15 protein-coding genes are annotated in these 16,518 nt (G+C 65.7%); 12 read left to right on the forward strand and 3 right to left on the reverse strand.

The features are described 5' to 3' along the window. Window positions 1-138: 138 nt before the first annotated feature. Window positions 139-1,608, forward strand: coding sequence for an aldehyde dehydrogenase (locus AQZ52_RS07290; protein ID WP_067907901.1), 1,470 nt, complete (start codon window positions 139-141; stop codon window positions 1,606-1,608). A 73-nt stretch (window positions 1,609-1,681) separates the two neighbouring features. Here the strand turns inward: AQZ52_RS07290 and AQZ52_RS07295 are convergent, their stop codons facing one another. From AQZ52_RS07295 to AQZ52_RS07305, 3 genes are read right to left on the reverse strand one after another with little or no spacing between them, the layout of a single operon-like run. Next, entirely contained in the window at window positions 1,682-2,422 is a 741-nt protein-coding gene (locus tag AQZ52_RS07295) for an SDR family oxidoreductase (RefSeq protein ID WP_067909623.1), read from the reverse strand. A 7-nt stretch (window positions 2,423-2,429) separates the two neighbouring features. Beyond that, complete coding sequence (locus AQZ52_RS07300) at window positions 2,430-2,882, reverse strand: nuclear transport factor 2 family protein (RefSeq protein WP_067907904.1); 453 nt, start codon at window positions 2,880-2,882, stop codon at window positions 2,430-2,432. Window positions 2,883-2,893: 11 nt separating this feature from the next. Continuing rightward, window positions 2,894-3,283: a nuclear transport factor 2 family protein gene (locus AQZ52_RS07305; RefSeq protein WP_067907907.1), complete on the reverse strand. Its 390-nt coding sequence runs from the start codon at window positions 3,281-3,283 to the stop codon at window positions 2,894-2,896. 93 nt (window positions 3,284-3,376) lie between these two features. Between AQZ52_RS07305 and AQZ52_RS07310 the strand changes: the two genes are divergently transcribed. The 11 genes from AQZ52_RS07310 (at window position 3,377) to AQZ52_RS07360 (ending at window position 16,480) form a co-directional block, all read left to right on the forward strand. Continuing rightward, complete coding sequence (locus AQZ52_RS07310; RefSeq protein ID WP_067907909.1) at window positions 3,377-4,234, forward strand: DUF8021 domain-containing protein; 858 nt, start codon at window positions 3,377-3,379, stop codon at window positions 4,232-4,234. After that, entirely contained in the window at window positions 4,219-6,402 is a 2,184-nt protein-coding gene (locus AQZ52_RS07315; RefSeq protein WP_240481477.1) for a PQQ-dependent dehydrogenase, methanol/ethanol family, read from the forward strand. Before AQZ52_RS07310 ends, AQZ52_RS07315 begins: the two co-directional genes overlap by 16 nt. A 142-nt stretch (window positions 6,403-6,544) precedes the next feature. Continuing rightward, window positions 6,545-7,042, forward strand: a complete 498-nt coding sequence (locus AQZ52_RS07320; RefSeq protein ID WP_205626419.1) for a DUF3237 domain-containing protein — start codon at window positions 6,545-6,547, stop codon at window positions 7,040-7,042. A gap of 67 nt (window positions 7,043-7,109) precedes the next feature. After that, a complete protein-coding gene (locus tag AQZ52_RS07325) occupies window positions 7,110-8,696 on the forward strand; it encodes an FAD-binding oxidoreductase (RefSeq protein WP_067907916.1) in 1,587 nt (528 codons plus the stop codon). Next, window positions 8,693-9,103: a c-type cytochrome gene (locus tag AQZ52_RS07330; protein WP_082697613.1), complete on the forward strand. Its 411-nt coding sequence runs from the start codon at window positions 8,693-8,695 to the stop codon at window positions 9,101-9,103. The genes AQZ52_RS07325 and AQZ52_RS07330 overlap by 4 nt, the downstream gene beginning before the upstream one ends. Further along, a complete protein-coding gene (locus AQZ52_RS07335; RefSeq protein WP_067907922.1) occupies window positions 9,103-9,465 on the forward strand; it encodes a hypothetical protein in 363 nt (120 codons plus the stop codon). Before AQZ52_RS07330 ends, AQZ52_RS07335 begins: the two co-directional genes overlap by 1 nt. A gap of 200 nt (window positions 9,466-9,665) precedes the next feature. After that, on the forward strand, window positions 9,666-10,445 hold the full coding sequence (locus AQZ52_RS07340; RefSeq protein ID WP_067907924.1) for a glutathione S-transferase family protein: 780 nt from the start codon (window positions 9,666-9,668) through the stop codon (window positions 10,443-10,445). After that, the gene (locus tag AQZ52_RS07345; protein WP_067907927.1) at window positions 10,445-11,233 is read left to right on the forward strand and encodes a glutathione S-transferase family protein; all 789 of its coding nucleotides are present in this window, start codon (window positions 10,445-10,447) and stop codon (window positions 11,231-11,233) included. The genes AQZ52_RS07340 and AQZ52_RS07345 overlap by 1 nt, the downstream gene beginning before the upstream one ends. Window positions 11,234-11,240: 7 nt before the next feature. Beyond that, on the forward strand, window positions 11,241-12,806 hold the full coding sequence (locus AQZ52_RS07350; RefSeq protein ID WP_067907930.1) for a class I adenylate-forming enzyme family protein: 1,566 nt from the start codon (window positions 11,241-11,243) through the stop codon (window positions 12,804-12,806). Between the two features lie 87 nt (window positions 12,807-12,893). After that, window positions 12,894-15,011 carry a PQQ-dependent dehydrogenase, methanol/ethanol family gene (locus AQZ52_RS07355; RefSeq protein WP_067907932.1) on the forward strand — a complete coding sequence of 706 codons (2,118 nt, stop codon included), beginning with the start codon at window positions 12,894-12,896 and terminating at the stop codon, window positions 15,009-15,011. 44 nt (window positions 15,012-15,055) lie between these two features. Next, window positions 15,056-16,480 (forward strand): aldehyde dehydrogenase family protein, encoded by a 1,425-nt coding sequence (locus tag AQZ52_RS07360; RefSeq protein ID WP_067907935.1) that lies wholly within the window; start codon window positions 15,056-15,058, stop codon window positions 16,478-16,480. Window positions 16,481-16,518: the final 38 nt, after the last annotated feature.

Consider the following 16,518-nt stretch of genomic DNA (forward strand, 5'->3'; position numbering starts at 1 on the left):
GGGCGAAGGGGCGGCCAGCGATGGCTGCCCCTTTTTGCTGGGCGGGGCCCTTTTTGCGTGGCGGGCCTTGCCTCAATCGTAACAAATGGTAGATTTTTGGCAAAGGCGCCGGAGCGTGCGCCGCAGGGAGAGAGTACCATGCTGCCAGCGGGCATCCACATCGCGCATCCCGAACGGCTCTACATCGGCGGCGCGTGGGTGCCGGCGCTCAGCGGGCGGCTGATCGATCTCGTCTCGCCCGATACCGAGCAGGTCGTGGCGCGCGTGGCCGAGGCGGACGCGGCGGACATGGATGCGGCAGTGGCGGCGGCGCGGGCGGCGTTCGACGCGGGGCCCTGGCCGATGACCCCGCCGGCGGAGCGGATCGCCGCGTTCCGGCGCATGGTGGGCCATCTGCGCGCGCGGGTGGACGAACTGGCGCGGAGCTGGACGGCGCAGATGGGCGGCCTCGCCAGCTTTGCCGGGCCGATGCATGCGGGTTCGGTCGCGGTGCTGGAAGGCCTTGCGGCGATGGCCGAAAACTTCGCCTTCGTGGAGCAGCGGCCGAGCATGGGCGCGGCGGCGGGGTTTGTCGCCTATGAGCCGGTGGGCGTGGTGGCGGCCATCGCGCCGTGGAACGGCCCGTTCGGGATCATGGCGAACAAGGTGGCCTATGCGCTGCTGGCGGGCTGCCCGGTGATCATGAAGCCTTCGCCCGAGACGCCGCTCGAGGCCTATATCATCGCCGAGGCAGCGGAGGCAGCGGGACTGCCGGCGGGGGTAGTGAACCTTGTCACCGGGCACCGCGCGGCGAGCGATCATCTGGTGTGCAATCCCGGCGTGGACAAGGTCAGCTTCACCGGATCGACCGTGGCGGGGCAGCGGATTGCCTCGGTTTGCGGGGAGCGGATCGCGCGCTGCACGCTGGAGCTTGGCGGCAAATCCGCCGCGCTGGTGCGCGATGATTTCCCCATCGAGATTGCTGCGAAGATGCTGGCGGGCACGATCACGATGATGAGCGGGCAGGTCTGCGCGATGCTGAGCCGCGTGATCGTGCCGCGCGCGCGGCATGACGAACTGGCGGAAGCGATTGCGGGCGAGATGGGCCGGGTGGTGATCGGGCATTCGGACGATCCCGCCACACAGCTCGGGCCTTTGGCGATGGAGCGGCAGCGCGACCGGGTGGAGATGTATATCGAGGAAGGCCGCAAGGTGGCCGATCTGGTCTGCGGCGGCGGGCGGCCGGCGCACCTCAACCGGGGCTTTTTCATCGAGCCGACGCTGTTCGCCAATGTGCCCAATGACAGCCGGATCGCGCAGGAAGAGATCTTCGGACCCGTCCTGAGCCTGATCCCGGCCGAGGACGAGGAGGACATGATCCGCATCGCCAACGAGTCGCGCTTCGGGCTCAATGGCTCGGTGCTGACGCATGATGTGGATGCGGCCTACCGGATCGGGCGGCGGGTGCGCACGGGCGGGTTTGGCCAGAACGGCCTCAGGATGGATTTCGGGCTGCCCTATGGCGGGTTCAAGCAATCGGGCATCGGCCGCGAGGGCGGGCGTGAGGGGTTCATGGCCTATCTGGAGGTGAAGACACTGCTGCTGGACGGGGTGCCGAGCGCGCTTTGAAGAACCCCTCCGACCCGCTTCGCGGGCCACCTCCCCATTTGTGCTGCGCAAAAATGGGGAGGGAAAACGGGTTTCAGCCCAATTCCACGCAGCCCCCGTCTACGTAGAGATCGACGCCGTTGATGAAGCTGGCTTCCTTGCTCGAAAGGAAGAGGACGGCGCGGGCGACTTCTTCGGCTTCGCCCATGCGGCCCAGGGGGACGACACCGCCGAGCATTGCGCGGGTGGCCTCGATTTCGGCCTCGCTCGCGCCGCGCTTGAAGATTTCGGTCTCGGTCGGGCCGGGGCTGACCATGTTGACGCGGATGCCGCGGGGGAGGAGTTCCTTGCCAACCGTGCGGGCCATGGCGCGCAGGCCGGCCTTGGCCGAGGCATAGGCGACGTTGCCCGCAAGCGCGAGTTCGCTGCCGATCGAGCCGGTGATGACGATGGCGCCGCCATCGCGCAGGAGCGGCAGTGCGGACTGGATCGCGAAGAACGCGCCGCGCAGGTTCACATTGTGGATGCCGTCCCAGAATTCCTCGGTCACATGCGGCATGGCGGCGAATCCGCCGACACCGGCGTTGACGAAGAGGACGTCGATGCCGCCGAGCGTGTGCTCGATCTCGGTGAGGGCGGCCTGCGTCTGCGAAACATCGCCCATGTCGCTTGCGATGCCGAGCGCGCCGAGTTCCTCGGCGGCGGCGGCGAGAGTCTCGCGGTTGCGGCCAGTGATGGCGAGCTTCGCACCTTCGGCGGCGAACATCCGCGCGGCGGCAAGGCCGATCCCGGCATTGCCGCCGAGGATGACGACGCATTTGTGGGTAAAGCGCATGGCCACCTCAGAACATCGTGTTGGTGTTGGCGGACGTTTCGGGGACGGGGCTGATGACGTCCCAGTGTTCCATCACCTTGCAGCCTTCCACGCGGAACATGTCGACCACCGCGAAGCCGCGCTTCTGTTCGGGCGTGCCCTGTTCCTGCCAGCCGTGGCTGTGCGCGGCGACAAGGTTGCCATCGGCGATCACGCGGTGGATCGTGGTGCGCTGGCCGGGGTTGCCTTCCACGAACTTCGTGAGGAACGCGATGGCCGCCTCGCGCCCGGTCTGGGCATAGGGGTTGTGCTGGATATAGCCCGGATCGACCCACTTTTCGAACGAGGAGCGCACCTTCTTCTCGATGTAGAATTCCTGGAGGAACTGGGTGACGACCTCTTTGGGGGTGAGCTTGCACGTCTCGGCATGCGCAGCCGGAGCGGCGAGGAGGGCGATGGCAGCAAGAAGGGCGCGGCCCATGGCGTTTCCTTTCAGAACATCGAGTTGGGATTGACGGGATGGGCCGGCACGTCCTGCAGCACGTCCCAGTGTTCGACGATCATGCCGTTCTCGCAGCGGAAGATATCGACCACGGCAAGGCCCGGATCGCCTGGCCAGCGCTCGACATGGGTGTGGACGATCACGTGGTCGCCATCGGCAAAGCTGCGGTGGATGGTCTGCTTCGCATCAGGGGATTCAACTTTCACATGGTCGAGAAAGGCCTTCAGCGCCTCTCTGCCGGGCGGGGCGAGCATCGAGTGCTGGATGTAGTCGGGCGAAATGTAGCGGTCCACCGCGCTGCTATCCATCGCGATCAGGACCTTGTGGTACATTGCGATCACGAGATCGTGGTTGGCCTGTTCCGTGGCGGTTCGCGCCATCGACTCTCTCCCCTTTTATTCTAACATTTGATACGGTATGCCGGAAATCGAAGGGCGTCAAAGCCCCAAGAACAGGTGGCTCCGGGAGAGATTATGGACCGCGAGGGTCTTTACGCCGCACTCGATCAGTTCCTTGCCGCGCTGAATGCCGGGGACCACACCCGGCTGACCTGGGCCAAGGGCGCGCATCACAGCGAAAACAACGTGATGCTGGCAATCGGCGACGGCGTGTGGGGGACGATCCAGAAGCTGGGAGAATACCAGCTGCGGTTTGCGGACACCGCCACGTCCCAGGTCGGCTATTTCGGCACGGTGATCGAGGCGATCGAGGAATCGGCCTTCACGCTGCGGCTGAAGATCGACGAGACAGGCGCGATTGCCGAGTGCGAGATGCTGATCGTGCGGCAATCGGACAGCGGCATCAAGTTCGAGAACTGCCGTTACTGGGACAAGCCGATCCTGCACCGCGAGGTCGTCGCGCCGGTGCCGCGCGCGGAGATGGTGGCGCTCGCGAACGGCTATTTCGATACGCTCCAGCGCAATGACGGGACGATCCACACGAAGTTCCATCCCGATTGCAACCGCGTGGAAAACGGCGTGCAGACGACGCGCAATCCGGAATTTGCCAAGATCGTGCCGGTCTCGGCGCTGGGCTGCGAGGAGCAGTTCCGCATGGGTAACTACCGCTATGACGACGATCTGCGCGCGCGGCGGTTTCCGCTGGTGGACGAGGAGCGGGGCCTCGTGCTGGCCTATGGTTTCATCGACCATTCGGGACGGATCGACGAATACCAGCTGACCGACGGGCGCACGGTAAAAAGCCCGGTGCGGCGGCCGCACAGCTTCTACATTTCCGAGCTGTTCAAGATCGACCACGGGATGATCGAGCAGATCGAGGCGAACTTCATCACGGTACCCTATCGGATGCCTAGCCCGTGGGACGCGCTGTGATCCGGCGGATTGCCCTTGCCGCGTTGGCGGCCTGCGCTTTGGGCGCGGCGCCGCCGATGGTGGGCGCGGGGAGCGAATGGACCAGCCCCGGCGGGGATGCGGGCAAGACGCACCATTCCGCGCTCACCCAGATCAACGCGGACAATGCCGGCTCGCTGGGTCTTGCCTGGCAGGCCGAGCTTGGCACCGCGCGGGGCATGGAGGCGACGCCGGTCATGGTCGGCGGTGTGCTCTATACCTCGGGCGTGGCGGGCCGGGCCTATGCCTGGGATGCGGCGACGGGCAAGCAGCTCTGGGCGTTCGAGCCGGACGTCGACATGCAGCTCAACCGCACCGCGTGCTGCGACATGGTCAACCGCGGCGTCGCGGTGGCGCGGGGCAAGGTCTATGTCGCGACGCTCGATGGCTGGCTCTATGCGCTGAACGCGAAGACCGGCGCGGTGGTCTGGAAGACGGACTTCATCGAGAACCGCAAGAAGGGCGACAATTCGACCGGTGCGCCGGAGATTGCCGGCGATGTGGTCGTGATCGGCATGGCGGGCGCGGAATATGACGTGCGCGGCTATGTCACTGCGCTCGATCTGGAGACGGGCAAGCTGCGCTGGCGCTGGCATGTGGTGCCGCGCGATCCTGCGCTGGGGCCGCAGGAGACGCCCGAACTCGACGCCGCGATGAAGACCTGGGACCCCAAGAGCCGTTGGGATGTGGGCGGCGGCGGCGCGCCTTGGGACGCGATCGCGTTTGATCCGGAGACCGGGTACTTGCTGGTCGGCACCGGCAATGGCGGACCCTATGCGACATCGAAGCGCAGTCCTGCGGGTGGCGACAACCTTTACCTCGGCAGCCTGGTCGCGCTTGATCCGAAGACGGGTCGGATGGTGTGGCACTATCAGGAAACGCCGGGGGACAACTGGGACTTCACCTCGACCCAGCCGCTGATCCTGACGCACCTGAAGGTGGACGGCGCGGATCGTTCGGTGATCCTCCATGCGCCCAAGAACGGTTTCCTCTATGTGATCGACCGGGCGACGGGGCACTTGCTCAAGGCCAATCCGCTGGTGCGGATGAACTGGGCCAAAGGGATCGATCCCGCCACCGGAAGGCCGATCCTGACCCCGCAGGAGAGCGATTACACGGCGGGTCCGAAAATCGTGTTTCCCGCGACGCCGGGCGCGCGCAACTGGCATCCGGCTTCGTTCGATCCGGCAACGGGGCTCTATTATGCTGCGGTGCTCGATCTGGGGAACCTGATCTTCATGACGCCGGGGCAGAAGCCCCTGAAGGCGCGCGGGCTGAACAACGATGCTGCCCTGATCTTCACCACCGATGTGAAGGACGCACTGGCGGCGTTTCCGGCACCGATGGCGGATGCGGTGCGCGCGCTGCCGGCCTATGCCGAGGCGCTGAGGGACCCGGGCACCGCCCAGATCCGGGCGATCGAGCCGCTGACCGGCAAGACCGTCTGGGCAGCGAACACGGCAGGCTGGCAGGACCGCGCCGGCGTTCTGACGACGGCTTCGGGGCTGCTGATCCACGGCGATGTGGGCGGGCGGCTGTATGTGCGCGATGCGAAGAGCGGCAGGGTCCTCAAACAGATCGAGACGGGCACGCCGATCATGGCCGCGCCGATGACCTATCAGGTGAACGGGGTGCAGTATGTCGCGGTCATGGCCGGGTGGGGCGGGGGCGGGTTCCCGTTCGTGCCGCGCTATGCAGCGGCCTATGACCGGGGCAACCTTAACCGGCTGCTGGTGTTCAAGCTGGGTGGTGGTGCGGTGGAGCAGCCGCCGCTTTTGCCGCCGCTGGAAGTCGCGCCCGAGCCGCCGGCGCAAGGCTCCGGCGTGACAGCTGAGACGATTGCGCGGGGGCAGGGGCTGTTCTTCGGCAATTGCGCGATCTGCCACGCCAACCGGCACCGCTCGATCACGCCGGACTTGCGCCGGATGCAGCCGGAGACGCACGCGATGTTCCGCCAGATCGTGCTGGAAGGGGCGCTGGTGCCGGGCGGGATGCCGCGCTGGGATGACGTGCTTTCGCCCGGCGATGCCGATGCGATCCATGCCTATCTGATCGACCAGCAGAAGCAGACGCGCGCCGATGAACTGGCGAAGGTGAAGGCAGGCAAGCCGCTGGATGGGCCGAGCCTGACCATTCTCTCGAACTACTGATGCCATCCACCCCACCATCGTCATTGCGAGCGCAGCGAAGCAATCCAGAGCGGCGTGCATTGACGCTCTGGCTTGCTTCGTCGGCTTCGCCTCCTCGCAATGACGAAGGTGCGGTGGGCATATTGGGAAAGGCATAGCTGACATGGACTTTTCGACGCTCGACAACCCGCGGCTGGAGTTTGCCTTCGCCTGCACGCTGCGCTTCACCCGGGTCCAGGCGATCCCCGATGTGCCGACGGGCGGCATGCGCAGCGCGGTCTATGTCGATGGCGGGGAATTCGAGGGGCCGCGGCTGAAGGGCAAGGCGGTGCCCAATTCGGGCGGGGACTATGCGTTCTTCCGGCCAGACGACACCGCCGTGTTCGATGCGCGCTACATGCTCGAGGTCGATGATGGCACGCTGATCTACATGCAGAACAAGGGGTTCCTGTGGGGCCGCGAGCCGGGGACGATGGAGCGGCTGCGCAATTGGGCCTTCGCCGGCGGGGCGCCGGTGCCACATGCCGAATACTACCTGCGCGCGCAGCCGACGTTCGAGACCAGCAAGGGGCCGCATGACTGGCTGACCCGGCACGTGTTCATCGGCGTGGGCGAGCGGCGGCCTGATGGCAACCACGTGCGGTACTACGCCCTCACTTGACGCGGGGACCTCTTCGCGGCAGAACGCTAACAATTGGTAGAAAAATACAGATGGGAGAATACCGCCGGTGAAGCTGCACCTGCCGCCCCGCGTCAGTCCCAAGGCCTTCGATGCCATGCTCACTGCGTCTGCCGCAGTCGTGGGCAAGGACTGGGTCATGGCCACCGACGCCGACCGCGACGCCTATTCGGATGTCTATGCGCCGGGATCGTCCGAGGAATGGCCGGCGGGCGCGGCGATTGCGCCTGCGAGCGTCGAGGAAGTGCGCGCGATCGTGCGGCTGGCGAACGAGCACAAGACGCCGCTCTGGCCCGTCGCGCGCGGCAAAAACCTGGGTTACGGCGCGGCGGCACCGCGCATGGCGGGTTCGATCGTGCTTGACCTTGGGCGCATGAACAAGATCCTCGAACTCGATAGCACGCTTTCCTATTGCGTGGTCGAGCCGGGGGTGGGTTTCTTCGATCTCTATGACGCGATCCAGCGCGCCAAGGCGCCGCTTTGGCTTTCGGTGCCGGGGAATGCCTGGGGATCGGTGCTCGGCAACGCGCTCGATCACGGGATCGGCTACACATCGTATGGCCTGCACGCGCGGAACTTGTGCGGGATCGAGGCGGTGCTGCCCGATGGTGATCTTGTGCGCACCGGCATGGGGGCGATGGAGGGCAATCCTTCGTGGCACCTGTTCCCGTTCAGCTATGGTCCGACCTTCGATCTGGCCTTCACCCAGTCGAACCTCGGCGTGGTGACAAAGGCCGGCGTGTGGCTGCAACCCGCCCCTGAAACCAGCCTCGAGATCGTGTGGGACATCCCGAACGAGGAAGACATCGCCTGGGTGATCGACACGATCGCGCCGCTCAAGATTTCGGGCTTGATCGACCAGAACGTGTTCGTGCCCTCGTGGCTGGGCAAGATGGTGCTCAAGGGCCAGCGCAAGGACTTCTGGGACAAGCCGGGCGCGATCCCGGAATGGCGGGTGCAGGAGCTGCTGAAGCAGTACAAGCTCGGCTACTGGCAGGTGGCGCTCAGGCTTTATGGCGACGAGAGCGTGGTCAAGGCGCGGGCCGAAGTAGTCAAGGCGGCGATGAAGCGGCACCTCGATGCGGCGCCCGCCGAGCACTGGTGGCGGCAGGGCGATCCCATCGGGCAGTACGAGACGACGATGGGCGTGCCCTCTGCCGTGCCGCTGCAGATGTCGGACTGGATCGGCGGGCGCGGGGCGCACATGGGCTTTTCGCCGGTGGTGCCGGCAACGGGCGCGCATGTGATGGACCAGCTCAAGCGCAGCCGGAAGATCATCGCCGACCACGATGTGGACTTCTACGCGAGCTTCACCATCGGCGGGCGCTTTGCCAATAACATCAACATGCTGATGTATGACCGCGACCAGCCCGAGATGGTGGCTAACATGCGCAGGCTGTTCGACGCGCTGATCAGCGAGACGGCCAAGGCAGGCTACGGCGAATACCGCACCCATCTCGGCTGGATGGACCCGGTGGCTGAGACCTTCGGCTTCAACAACCAGGCACTGCGGCGGATGACCGAGAAGGTGAAGAACGCGCTCGATCCGAACGGGGTGATCGCGCCGGGCAAGCAGGGGATCTGGCCGGCGGCTTATGCCGCTGAGCGGGCCCGGAACGCGGGAGGCAAGGCATGACACGGATGTTCTCTCGCGCGGTGCTGGTGGCCGCGATGGTCGTGGCGGGCGGCAGTGCCGTGCTCGCCGATCCACCTGCGATGATGATGCCGCCCTACATGCTGCGGCCCGCCGCGCCCGCGGGTGACCGGCTGAAGCCCGGCGGCGACGGCAAGACGCTGTTCGAGGTCCATTGCGGCTATTGCCATCTGCTTGGCGGCATGGGCACCAACCTGCTCACCAAGCAGCGGATGATGATGGGCGAGACGCCGGACAAGGGCCTGCTCGCCAACCGCACCGACCTGACGGCGGACTACGTGAAGAGCGTGGTGCGCGCAGGCAAGGGCGCGATGCCGGCGCAGACGAAAGTCGACGTGACCGACGCCGAGCTTGAGGCGGTCTCGAAGTATCTCGGGAAGGCGGGCTGATGCGGACGACGCGGCGCGGGGTGCTGAAGGGCGGAGCGCTGGCGGGCGCGGTTGCGGCTGTGCCGGTGGCGGCGCACGCGTCTGCCCAGGCGGTGGCGGTGATTGTCCATGATAGCCGGCTCGCCGAATCCGCGAGCTTTGCGGGCGGGCGGGGGATCGACCTTGCTGCGGTGTCGCTGCGGGATGCCCAAGCAGCGCTCGAAAGTGCGACGCGGGTCGAGGGCCTGACGCGGTGGAGCGACTGGACCGTGCTGCGCGGCCTGCTGGAAGAGCAGGGACTGCGGCGGACGGCGGAGGCGCGGATCGGCGCGCCGCTTTCGGGACACGACGGTCTGCTGCGCTGGAGCATGGCGGCGCGCTGAGGGCGGTTTCTCTGCGTGAAACATGACCGCTCCGCAGCGCTTAGCGCGGCGGGCGATGAGCGCCTAAGCCATGGACCTGTTCCTGCCTCTGCGGGCAGGACTGCTTGAACCGTCAGGCGTGCTGATTTAGTATGCAACACTAACAATCAGCTCCGCGTGTCCGGAGTCGGGAGAGAGCTTGCTGCCATGGTCCGTTCCGCATGACCGATGTGACGCTCTATCACTGGGAGCCCAACGCCAATTCGGGCAAGCCGATGCTGGCGCTGATGGAAAAGGGCGTGCCCTTTGCCAGCCACTATATCGACATGCTGCAGTTCGATCAGCACAAGCCCGAATACCTCGCGATCAACCCGCAGGGCACGATCCCGGCGATGACGCACCGGGGGGCTTGGGGTTCGCGCGTGCTGACGGAAAGCACCGCGATCATGGAATACGTGAACGCTGCGTTCCCCGGGCCTGACCTGATGCCTGCGGATGCGCAGGACCGCTGGCGGGTGCGCTGGTGGATGAAGTTCATGGACCAGTGGCTGGGGCCCAGCTTCTCGATGATCGGCTGGAGCGTGTTCGTGGGCCCGCGTGTGCGCGAGCGCGATCCGGAGGAACTGGCCGCCGCGATCGAGCGCATTCCCCTGCCCGAGCGGCGGGCGGCGTGGAAGAAGGCGATCAGCGGGGAGTTCAGCGCCGAGGAAATGGCCGAAAGCCGCCGCCGCGTGGCGCTGGGCATTGCCAGGCTGGAGGAAGAGCTGGGCAAGCGGGATTACGTGGGATCGAACGCCTACAGCCTCGCCGACATCAACATCTTCAATTCGACCTATTCGCTGCCGCTTTCGCAGCCAGACCTCGCCAGCAAGGAAAAGACCCCCAACATCATGCGCTGGCTCAAGCGCGTCTATGAGCGCGAGGCGGTCGGCAAAACCTGGGCAATGGGCAAGACCGACATGGCGGCGCGCTACAGCCTCGTGATGGAAGGGATCGTCTGATGGGTGAGGCGGTGCTCTATCACGGCGAGCCCAACGGCGCTTCGCTTACCGTGCTGGCGGCCCTGGCCGAAACCGGGCTCGACATTTCCTGCCGGCCCATCGAACTGCTGGCAGGCGCGCGGCATCACCTGCCGGGCCTTGCCGAGCCGATCGCGCTCGACCTTGGCATCGAGGGCGAGGGGCCGGTGCTGGTGATCGGCGGCGAGGCGATGACCGAATCGGTCTTCCTCGCGCAATATCTCGATGAGCTGGCGGGTGGCTGCGGGCTCCAGCCTGATGACGCCTACGCGCACTGGGACATGCTGATGTGGTGCCGGCAGATCACCGAGCGGCTTTCGCCGGCGGCGGCGCTGCTGGGCAATCTGGCATCCGCGCAAGCGGCGATTGCGGCCATTCCGGCGGACCGCTTTGCGGCGCTGACCGGCGCGATTGTCTCCGATGATCTGCGCGGCCGCTGGCAGGCGCTGCACTCCGGCGTGGTCGATCCGGCGCAAGTGGCCGACAGCGAGGCCAAGGTCGATGCGGCCGCGCAGCGCTGCGAGGACAAACTGGCCGATGGCCGCGACTGGCTGATGGGGCCGTTCTCGATCGCTGATCTCGTCACCTACAGCTGGCTGGCCGGGATGGAGTCGATCCGCCCTGCCGCATTTGCGTGCAGACCGCTGACCCGTGCATGGCTCGCCCGCGTTGCCGCGCGGCCCTGTGTGGTGACGGCGCTGTCGCTCGCCACCGTTTCCGAACCACTCCGTTCCTGGGCCCCGGGCCCTGAAATCAACCGTTGGGGATAACTGCACAATGCGTGCCATTGATTACTTCGACCGCGGCCATGACCGCGATCCTTCGCGCCTCGCGATCATCGACACCGAGAGCGGCCTCAAGCTGACGTTCGCCGAGACCAAGGCGCTTTCCGAGCGGATTGCCGCCGCGCTGCAGAAGCACGGGTTCGAGAACCAGGACCTCCTGGGCCTCTACGGCCCGAACGACGGCATGCTGCTGGTGGTGGTGCTGGCGATGTGGCGCGCCAACGGCAAGTGGATCCCGGTCAACACCCGCAACGCGATCGAGGCCAATGCGGCCTATATCAACTACGTGCGGCTGAAGTGGATGGTCTACCACTCGTCGAAGGCGGACGAGGTGCAACAATTGAAGGACCTGTGCCCCACGCTGCAGCACTTCGTGTGCCTCGACCAGCGCATGGGCGATGATCCCAGCCTTGAGGAATTCATGGCCGGGGTGAGCGAGGCCGATTTCGTCGAGCCCGAGACCGACGCGTTCGGCAACCTCATGGACATGGTCGGCATTTTCCCGACCGGAGGCACCACGGGGCCTTCCAAGGGCGCGAACGTGACGAACCTCGGTTGGGGCACGATGATCGAGACAGCGGCGGACGGCATGGGCGGGCGCACCGACAATCCGGTCGCGCTGGTTTCCGCGCCGATCACCCACGCCGCAGGCCCGATCGCGCTTTCGACCATGAGCCTTGGCGCGACGCAGGTGATCCTGCCCGGCTTCGATGCCGAGGACGTGCTGCGTACGATCGAGGAATACAAGGTCACGCACATGTACCTGCCGCCGACGGCGATGTACCAGTGCCTCGCCAGCCCCGAGATCGGCAAGCACGACTACTCGTCGCTGAAGATCTTCATCCTCGTCGGCTCGCCCTGCAGCCCGGAAAAGCTGCGCCAGGCAGTCGACATCTTCGGGCCCTGCATGTGCCAGGCCTATGGCCAGGTCGAATGCCCGATGATCGTCGCGTGGTTCCCGCCCGAGGACGTGGCACGCTTCGCCAAGGAAGCGCCCGAGAAGCTGGCGTCCTGCGGGAAGCCGACGCGGTCGATCAAGGTCACCCTGATGGACGACGACGGCCAGCACATGCCGCTGGGCGAGGCCGGCGAGATCTGCGTGCGCGGCGCGCTGGTGACGCATTCGTACTTCGAAAAGCCCGAGGAAACCGCCGAAATCCGAAAGTTCGGCTGGCACCACACGGGCGACGTCGGCAAGTTCGATGCGGACGGCTACCTCTATATCGTCGACCGCAAGAAGGACATGGTCGTCTCCGGCGGGTTCAACGTGTTCACCGCGGAAGTCGAGGCGGCGGTGACCGAACTCGCCGCGGTGCGTGAGGCCTGCGTGTTCGGCATTCCGCACGAGAAGTGGGGTGAGCAGGTCCACGCCGTGGTCGTTGCCGAGGGCATCACCGGCGAGGAGATCATCGCCTATACCAAGCAGCGCCTCGGCGGGGTGAAGGCGCCGAAGTCGGTCGAGTTCATCGATGCGATCCCGCGGACTGCCGCGGGCAAGATGGACAAGAAGGCTCTGCGCAAAAAATACTGGGGCGATGCGCAGCGTATGGTGAATTGACCCATGGCGGTTTAATTGAGGGTGGTTTAAACAGCCGGTTAAAGCGATCCGGGAAGGCATCGGACCGAGAGGAGAGGGTGAGTAGATATGCGCGTTTCGTTTGTTCGCAAGCTGGCCATGGCATCGGTGCTCGCCCTTTCGGTGGGGGCGGTGGCCCAATCGGGCGCGATGGCCGGGGTGACCGAGGCCATGCTGCGCAACGTGCCGGCTGGCGAATGGCTGAGCTATGGCCGTGACTACGCCGAGCAGCGCTATTCGCCGCTGACGCTGATCAACGAATACAACGTCGATCAACTGGGCCTTGCCTGGTCTGCCGACCTCGATACGGCGCGCGGGCAGGAAGCCACCCCTCTGGTGCACGATGGCGTGCTCTACGTCTCGACCGCCTGGTCGATGGTCAAGGCCTACGACGCCAAGACCGGCAAGCCGCTGTGGGCCTTCGATCCCAAGGTGCCGCGCGAAACGCTGGTGCGCACCTGCTGCGATGCGGTGAACCGGGGCGTGGCGCTCTATGGCGACAAGGTCTTCGTGGCGGCGCTCGACGGGCGCCTCATCGCGCTCGACCAGAAGACCGGCAAGGTGCTGTGGTCGAAGGTGACGGTGCCGAACCAGACCGACTACACGATCACCGGCGCGCCGCGCATCGTGAAGGGGCGTGTTCTGATCGGCGCGGCGGGTTCCGAATACAAGGCGCGCGGCTACCTTTCCGCCTATGATCCGGAAACGGGCAAGGAAGTGTGGCGCTTCAACACCGTGCCCGGCAACCCGGGCAATGGCTTCGGCGTGGAAGGCGTCAACAAGGACGCACACGCGGCTGCGGCCAAGACCTGGGGCAACAAGTGGTGGGAACTCGGCGGTGGCGGCACCGTGTGGGATTCGATCACTTATGATCCCGAAACCAACCTCGTGCTGTTCGGCACCGGCAACGCCGAGCCTTGGAACCCGGCCGCGAACGGCCGCGATGGCGACAGCCTCTACACCTCCTCGATCGTCGCGGTGAATGCGGATACCGGCCAGTATGCCTGGCACTTCCAGGAAACGCCGGAAGACCGCTGGGATTTCGACTCGGACCAGCAGATCACCATTGGCGACGTCGTGATCAACGGCGAAAAGCGCCACGTGGCCATGCATGCGCCCAAGAACGGGCACGTCTATGTGCTCGACGTCAAGACCGGCAAGTTCCTCTCGGCAACGCCGTGGGTGCCGGTAAACTGGGCTACCGCCATCGATCCCCAGACCGGCCGCCCCACGATCAACCCCGCCGCGCAGTATGAAAAGACCGGCAAGCCTTTCGTCAGCCTGCCTGGCGCGGTCGGCGCGCACAGCTGGCAGCCGCAGAGCTACAGCCCGAAGACCGGCTATCTCTATATCCCGACCAACCTCGCCGCGTTTCCCTATATGGCTGCGGCAGGCTGGAAGCCGACCCAGATCGGATTCCAGACCGGGCTCGACAGCTATACTGTGGCTATGCCGGCAGATGCCAAGGTCCAGGCCGGCGCCAAGGCGGCGACCACCGGCCAGCTCGTTGCGTGGGACGTGGCGAACAAGAAGCCGGCGTGGAAGGTCGATCTGGTCGGCCCGTCGAACGGCGGCGTGCTCTCGACCGCCGGCAACCTTGTGTTCCAGGGCACGGCAGCGGGCGAATTCGTCGCCTACACGGCCGACAAGGGCCAGAAGCTGTGGTCGTTCCCCGCGCAGACCGGGATCATCGCCGCGCCGATGACCTATGCTGTCGATGGCGAGCAATATGTCGCGATCCTCGCTGGCTGGGGCGGCGTCTGGGATATCGCGACCGGCGTGCTGGCCAACAAGGCGGGCGCGGCGCGCAACATCAGCCGGCTGCTGGTGTTCAAGCTGGGCGCCAAGGGCGAGCTTCCCGCACCGCCGCCGATGAACCAGATGGTGCTCGATCCGCCGCCGTTCACCGGCACGACCGCGCAGGCGACGCATGGCGGGCAGCTCTATGGCCGCTACTGCGCGGTGTGCCATGGTGACGCTGCCGTGGCGGGCGGGCTCAACCCCGACCTGCGCCATTCGGCGATCATCGGTTCAGCCGAGGCGCTGAAAGCCATCGTGATCGGCGGCCAGCTCCACGAACTGGGCATGGTGTCCTTCAAGTCGGCGCTCAAGGCACCTGACGCGGAGGCCATCCGCATGTATCTCGTCAAGCGGGCCAACGAGGACAAGGCGCTGGCTTCGCGCTGAACAACTGCTATAACCTAGAACAATCTTAGTGGACGGAGAGACCCATGACGAAACTCTACCCCAATCTGATCGACGGCGAACTGGTGACCACGGCAAAGGCACTCGACGTGCTGAACCCGGCAAACGAGCAGGTTATCGGTCAGGTGCCGGCCTGCGGCGCCGAAGAGCTTGACCGCGCCGTGGCCGCTGCCCGCCGCGCCTTCAAGACCTGGTCGAAGACCCCGGTCGATGATCGCCGCGCTGTGATCCGGGCCATGGCCGCTGCGATCGACGCCAACTTCGACGAGCTGTTCCGCCTGCTCACCGCCGAGCAGGGCAAGCCGCACCAGCAGGCCCAGTTCGAGATCGGCGGCTGCTCCGCCATGATGAACGCGCAGTCGACGCTGACGCTGGAAGAAACGATCAACGAGGATAGCGACGAGCGCCTCAGCCGCACGCGCCGCGTGCCGGTCGGCGTTGTCGGCGGCATCGTGCCGTGGAACTTCCCGGTTCTGATGGCCGTGCAGAAGATTGCGCCCGCGATTCTCTCGGGCTGCACCATCGTGCTCAAGCCCTCGCCGTTCACCCCGCTGACCACGCTGCGCTTTGCCGAGCTGATCAAGGACATCGTGCCTGCCGGCGTCGTCAACATCATCACCGGCGAGGATGCCCTCGGCCCGATGATCACCGCGCACCCCGACATCGACAAGATCACCTTCACCGGCTCGACCGCGACCGGCAAGAAGATCATGGAAGGCGCCTCGAAGGACCTCAAGCGCATCACGCTCGAGCTGGGCGGCAACGACGCCTCGATCGTGCTTCCGGATGCCGACGTCGCCAAGGTGGCAGAGCAGCTGTTCTGGTCGAGCTTCACCAACGCCGGCCAGATCTGCGTTGCAGCCAAGCGCATCTACATCCACGAGGACATCTACGACGAGCTGAGCGCGGCGATTGCCGAATACGCGAAGAACGTGAAGGTGGGTGACGGTTCGGAGCAGGGCACCGGCGTGGGCCCGATCCAGAACAAGAAGCAGTTTGACCGCGTGTGCGAGCTGATCGAGGACGCGAAGACCAACGGCTACAAGTTCCTTGTCGGCGGTGATGTCGATCCTTCGGGCTCGGGCTACTATGTGCCGATCACCATCCTCGACAATCCGCCGGAAGATGCGCGCATCGTGGCCGAAGAGCAGTTCGGCCCGGTCATGCCGCTGATGAAGTTCTCGAGCGACGATGAAGTGATCGCGCGCGCGAACAACTCGGAATATGGCCTTGCCGGCGCGGTCTGGACCAAGGACACCGAGCGCGGGGTGAAGATCGCCGAGCAGCTCGAGACCGGTACGGTGTGGATCAACGAGTTCCTCCACCTCTCGCCGTTCGCGCCCTTCGGCGGCCACAAGCAGTCCGGCTTCGGCGCCGAATACGGCATCGAGGGCCTGAAGGAGTTCACCTACAGCCAGGTGATCACCGTCAAGAAGGACGCGCTCGTCTAAATGTCCGGGCGGGCCCCGGCTGCGCGAGGTTTGCGCGG

Origin of the sequence: Novosphingobium fuchskuhlense, assembly GCF_001519075.1 — a bacterium.
Taxonomy (GTDB): domain Bacteria; phylum Pseudomonadota; class Alphaproteobacteria; order Sphingomonadales; family Sphingomonadaceae; genus Novosphingobium; species Novosphingobium fuchskuhlense.

Bases quoted from the DNA above. Each gene is read 5' to 3' on its own strand.
- AQZ52_RS07350 (WP_067907930.1), top strand. From the start codon at position 11,241: ATGCGTGCCATTGATTACTTCGACCGCGGCCATGACCGCGATCCTTCG.
- AQZ52_RS07340 (WP_067907924.1), top strand. From the start codon at position 9,666: ATGACCGATGTGACGCTCTATCACTGGGAGCCCAACGCCAATTCGGGC.
- AQZ52_RS07300 (WP_067907904.1), bottom strand. From the start codon at position 2,882: ATGGGCCGCGCCCTTCTTGCTGCCATCGCCCTCCTCGCCGCTCCGGCT.
- AQZ52_RS07355 (WP_067907932.1), top strand. From the start codon at position 12,894: ATGCGCGTTTCGTTTGTTCGCAAGCTGGCCATGGCATCGGTGCTCGCC.
- AQZ52_RS07295 (WP_067909623.1), bottom strand. From the start codon at position 2,422: ATGCGCTTTACCCACAAATGCGTCGTCATCCTCGGCGGCAATGCCGGG.
- AQZ52_RS07330 (WP_082697613.1), top strand. From the start codon at position 8,693: ATGACACGGATGTTCTCTCGCGCGGTGCTGGTGGCCGCGATGGTCGTG.
- AQZ52_RS07335 (WP_067907922.1), top strand. From the start codon at position 9,103: ATGCGGACGACGCGGCGCGGGGTGCTGAAGGGCGGAGCGCTGGCGGGC.
- AQZ52_RS07360 (WP_067907935.1), top strand. From the start codon at position 15,056: ATGACGAAACTCTACCCCAATCTGATCGACGGCGAACTGGTGACCACG.
- AQZ52_RS07320 (WP_205626419.1), top strand. From the start codon at position 6,545: ATGGACTTTTCGACGCTCGACAACCCGCGGCTGGAGTTTGCCTTCGCC.
- AQZ52_RS07345 (WP_067907927.1), top strand. From the start codon at position 10,445: ATGGGTGAGGCGGTGCTCTATCACGGCGAGCCCAACGGCGCTTCGCTT.
- AQZ52_RS07310 (WP_067907909.1), top strand. From the start codon at position 3,377: ATGGACCGCGAGGGTCTTTACGCCGCACTCGATCAGTTCCTTGCCGCG.
- AQZ52_RS07290 (WP_067907901.1), top strand. From the start codon at position 139: ATGCTGCCAGCGGGCATCCACATCGCGCATCCCGAACGGCTCTACATC.
- AQZ52_RS07305 (WP_067907907.1), bottom strand. From the start codon at position 3,283: ATGGCGCGAACCGCCACGGAACAGGCCAACCACGATCTCGTGATCGCA.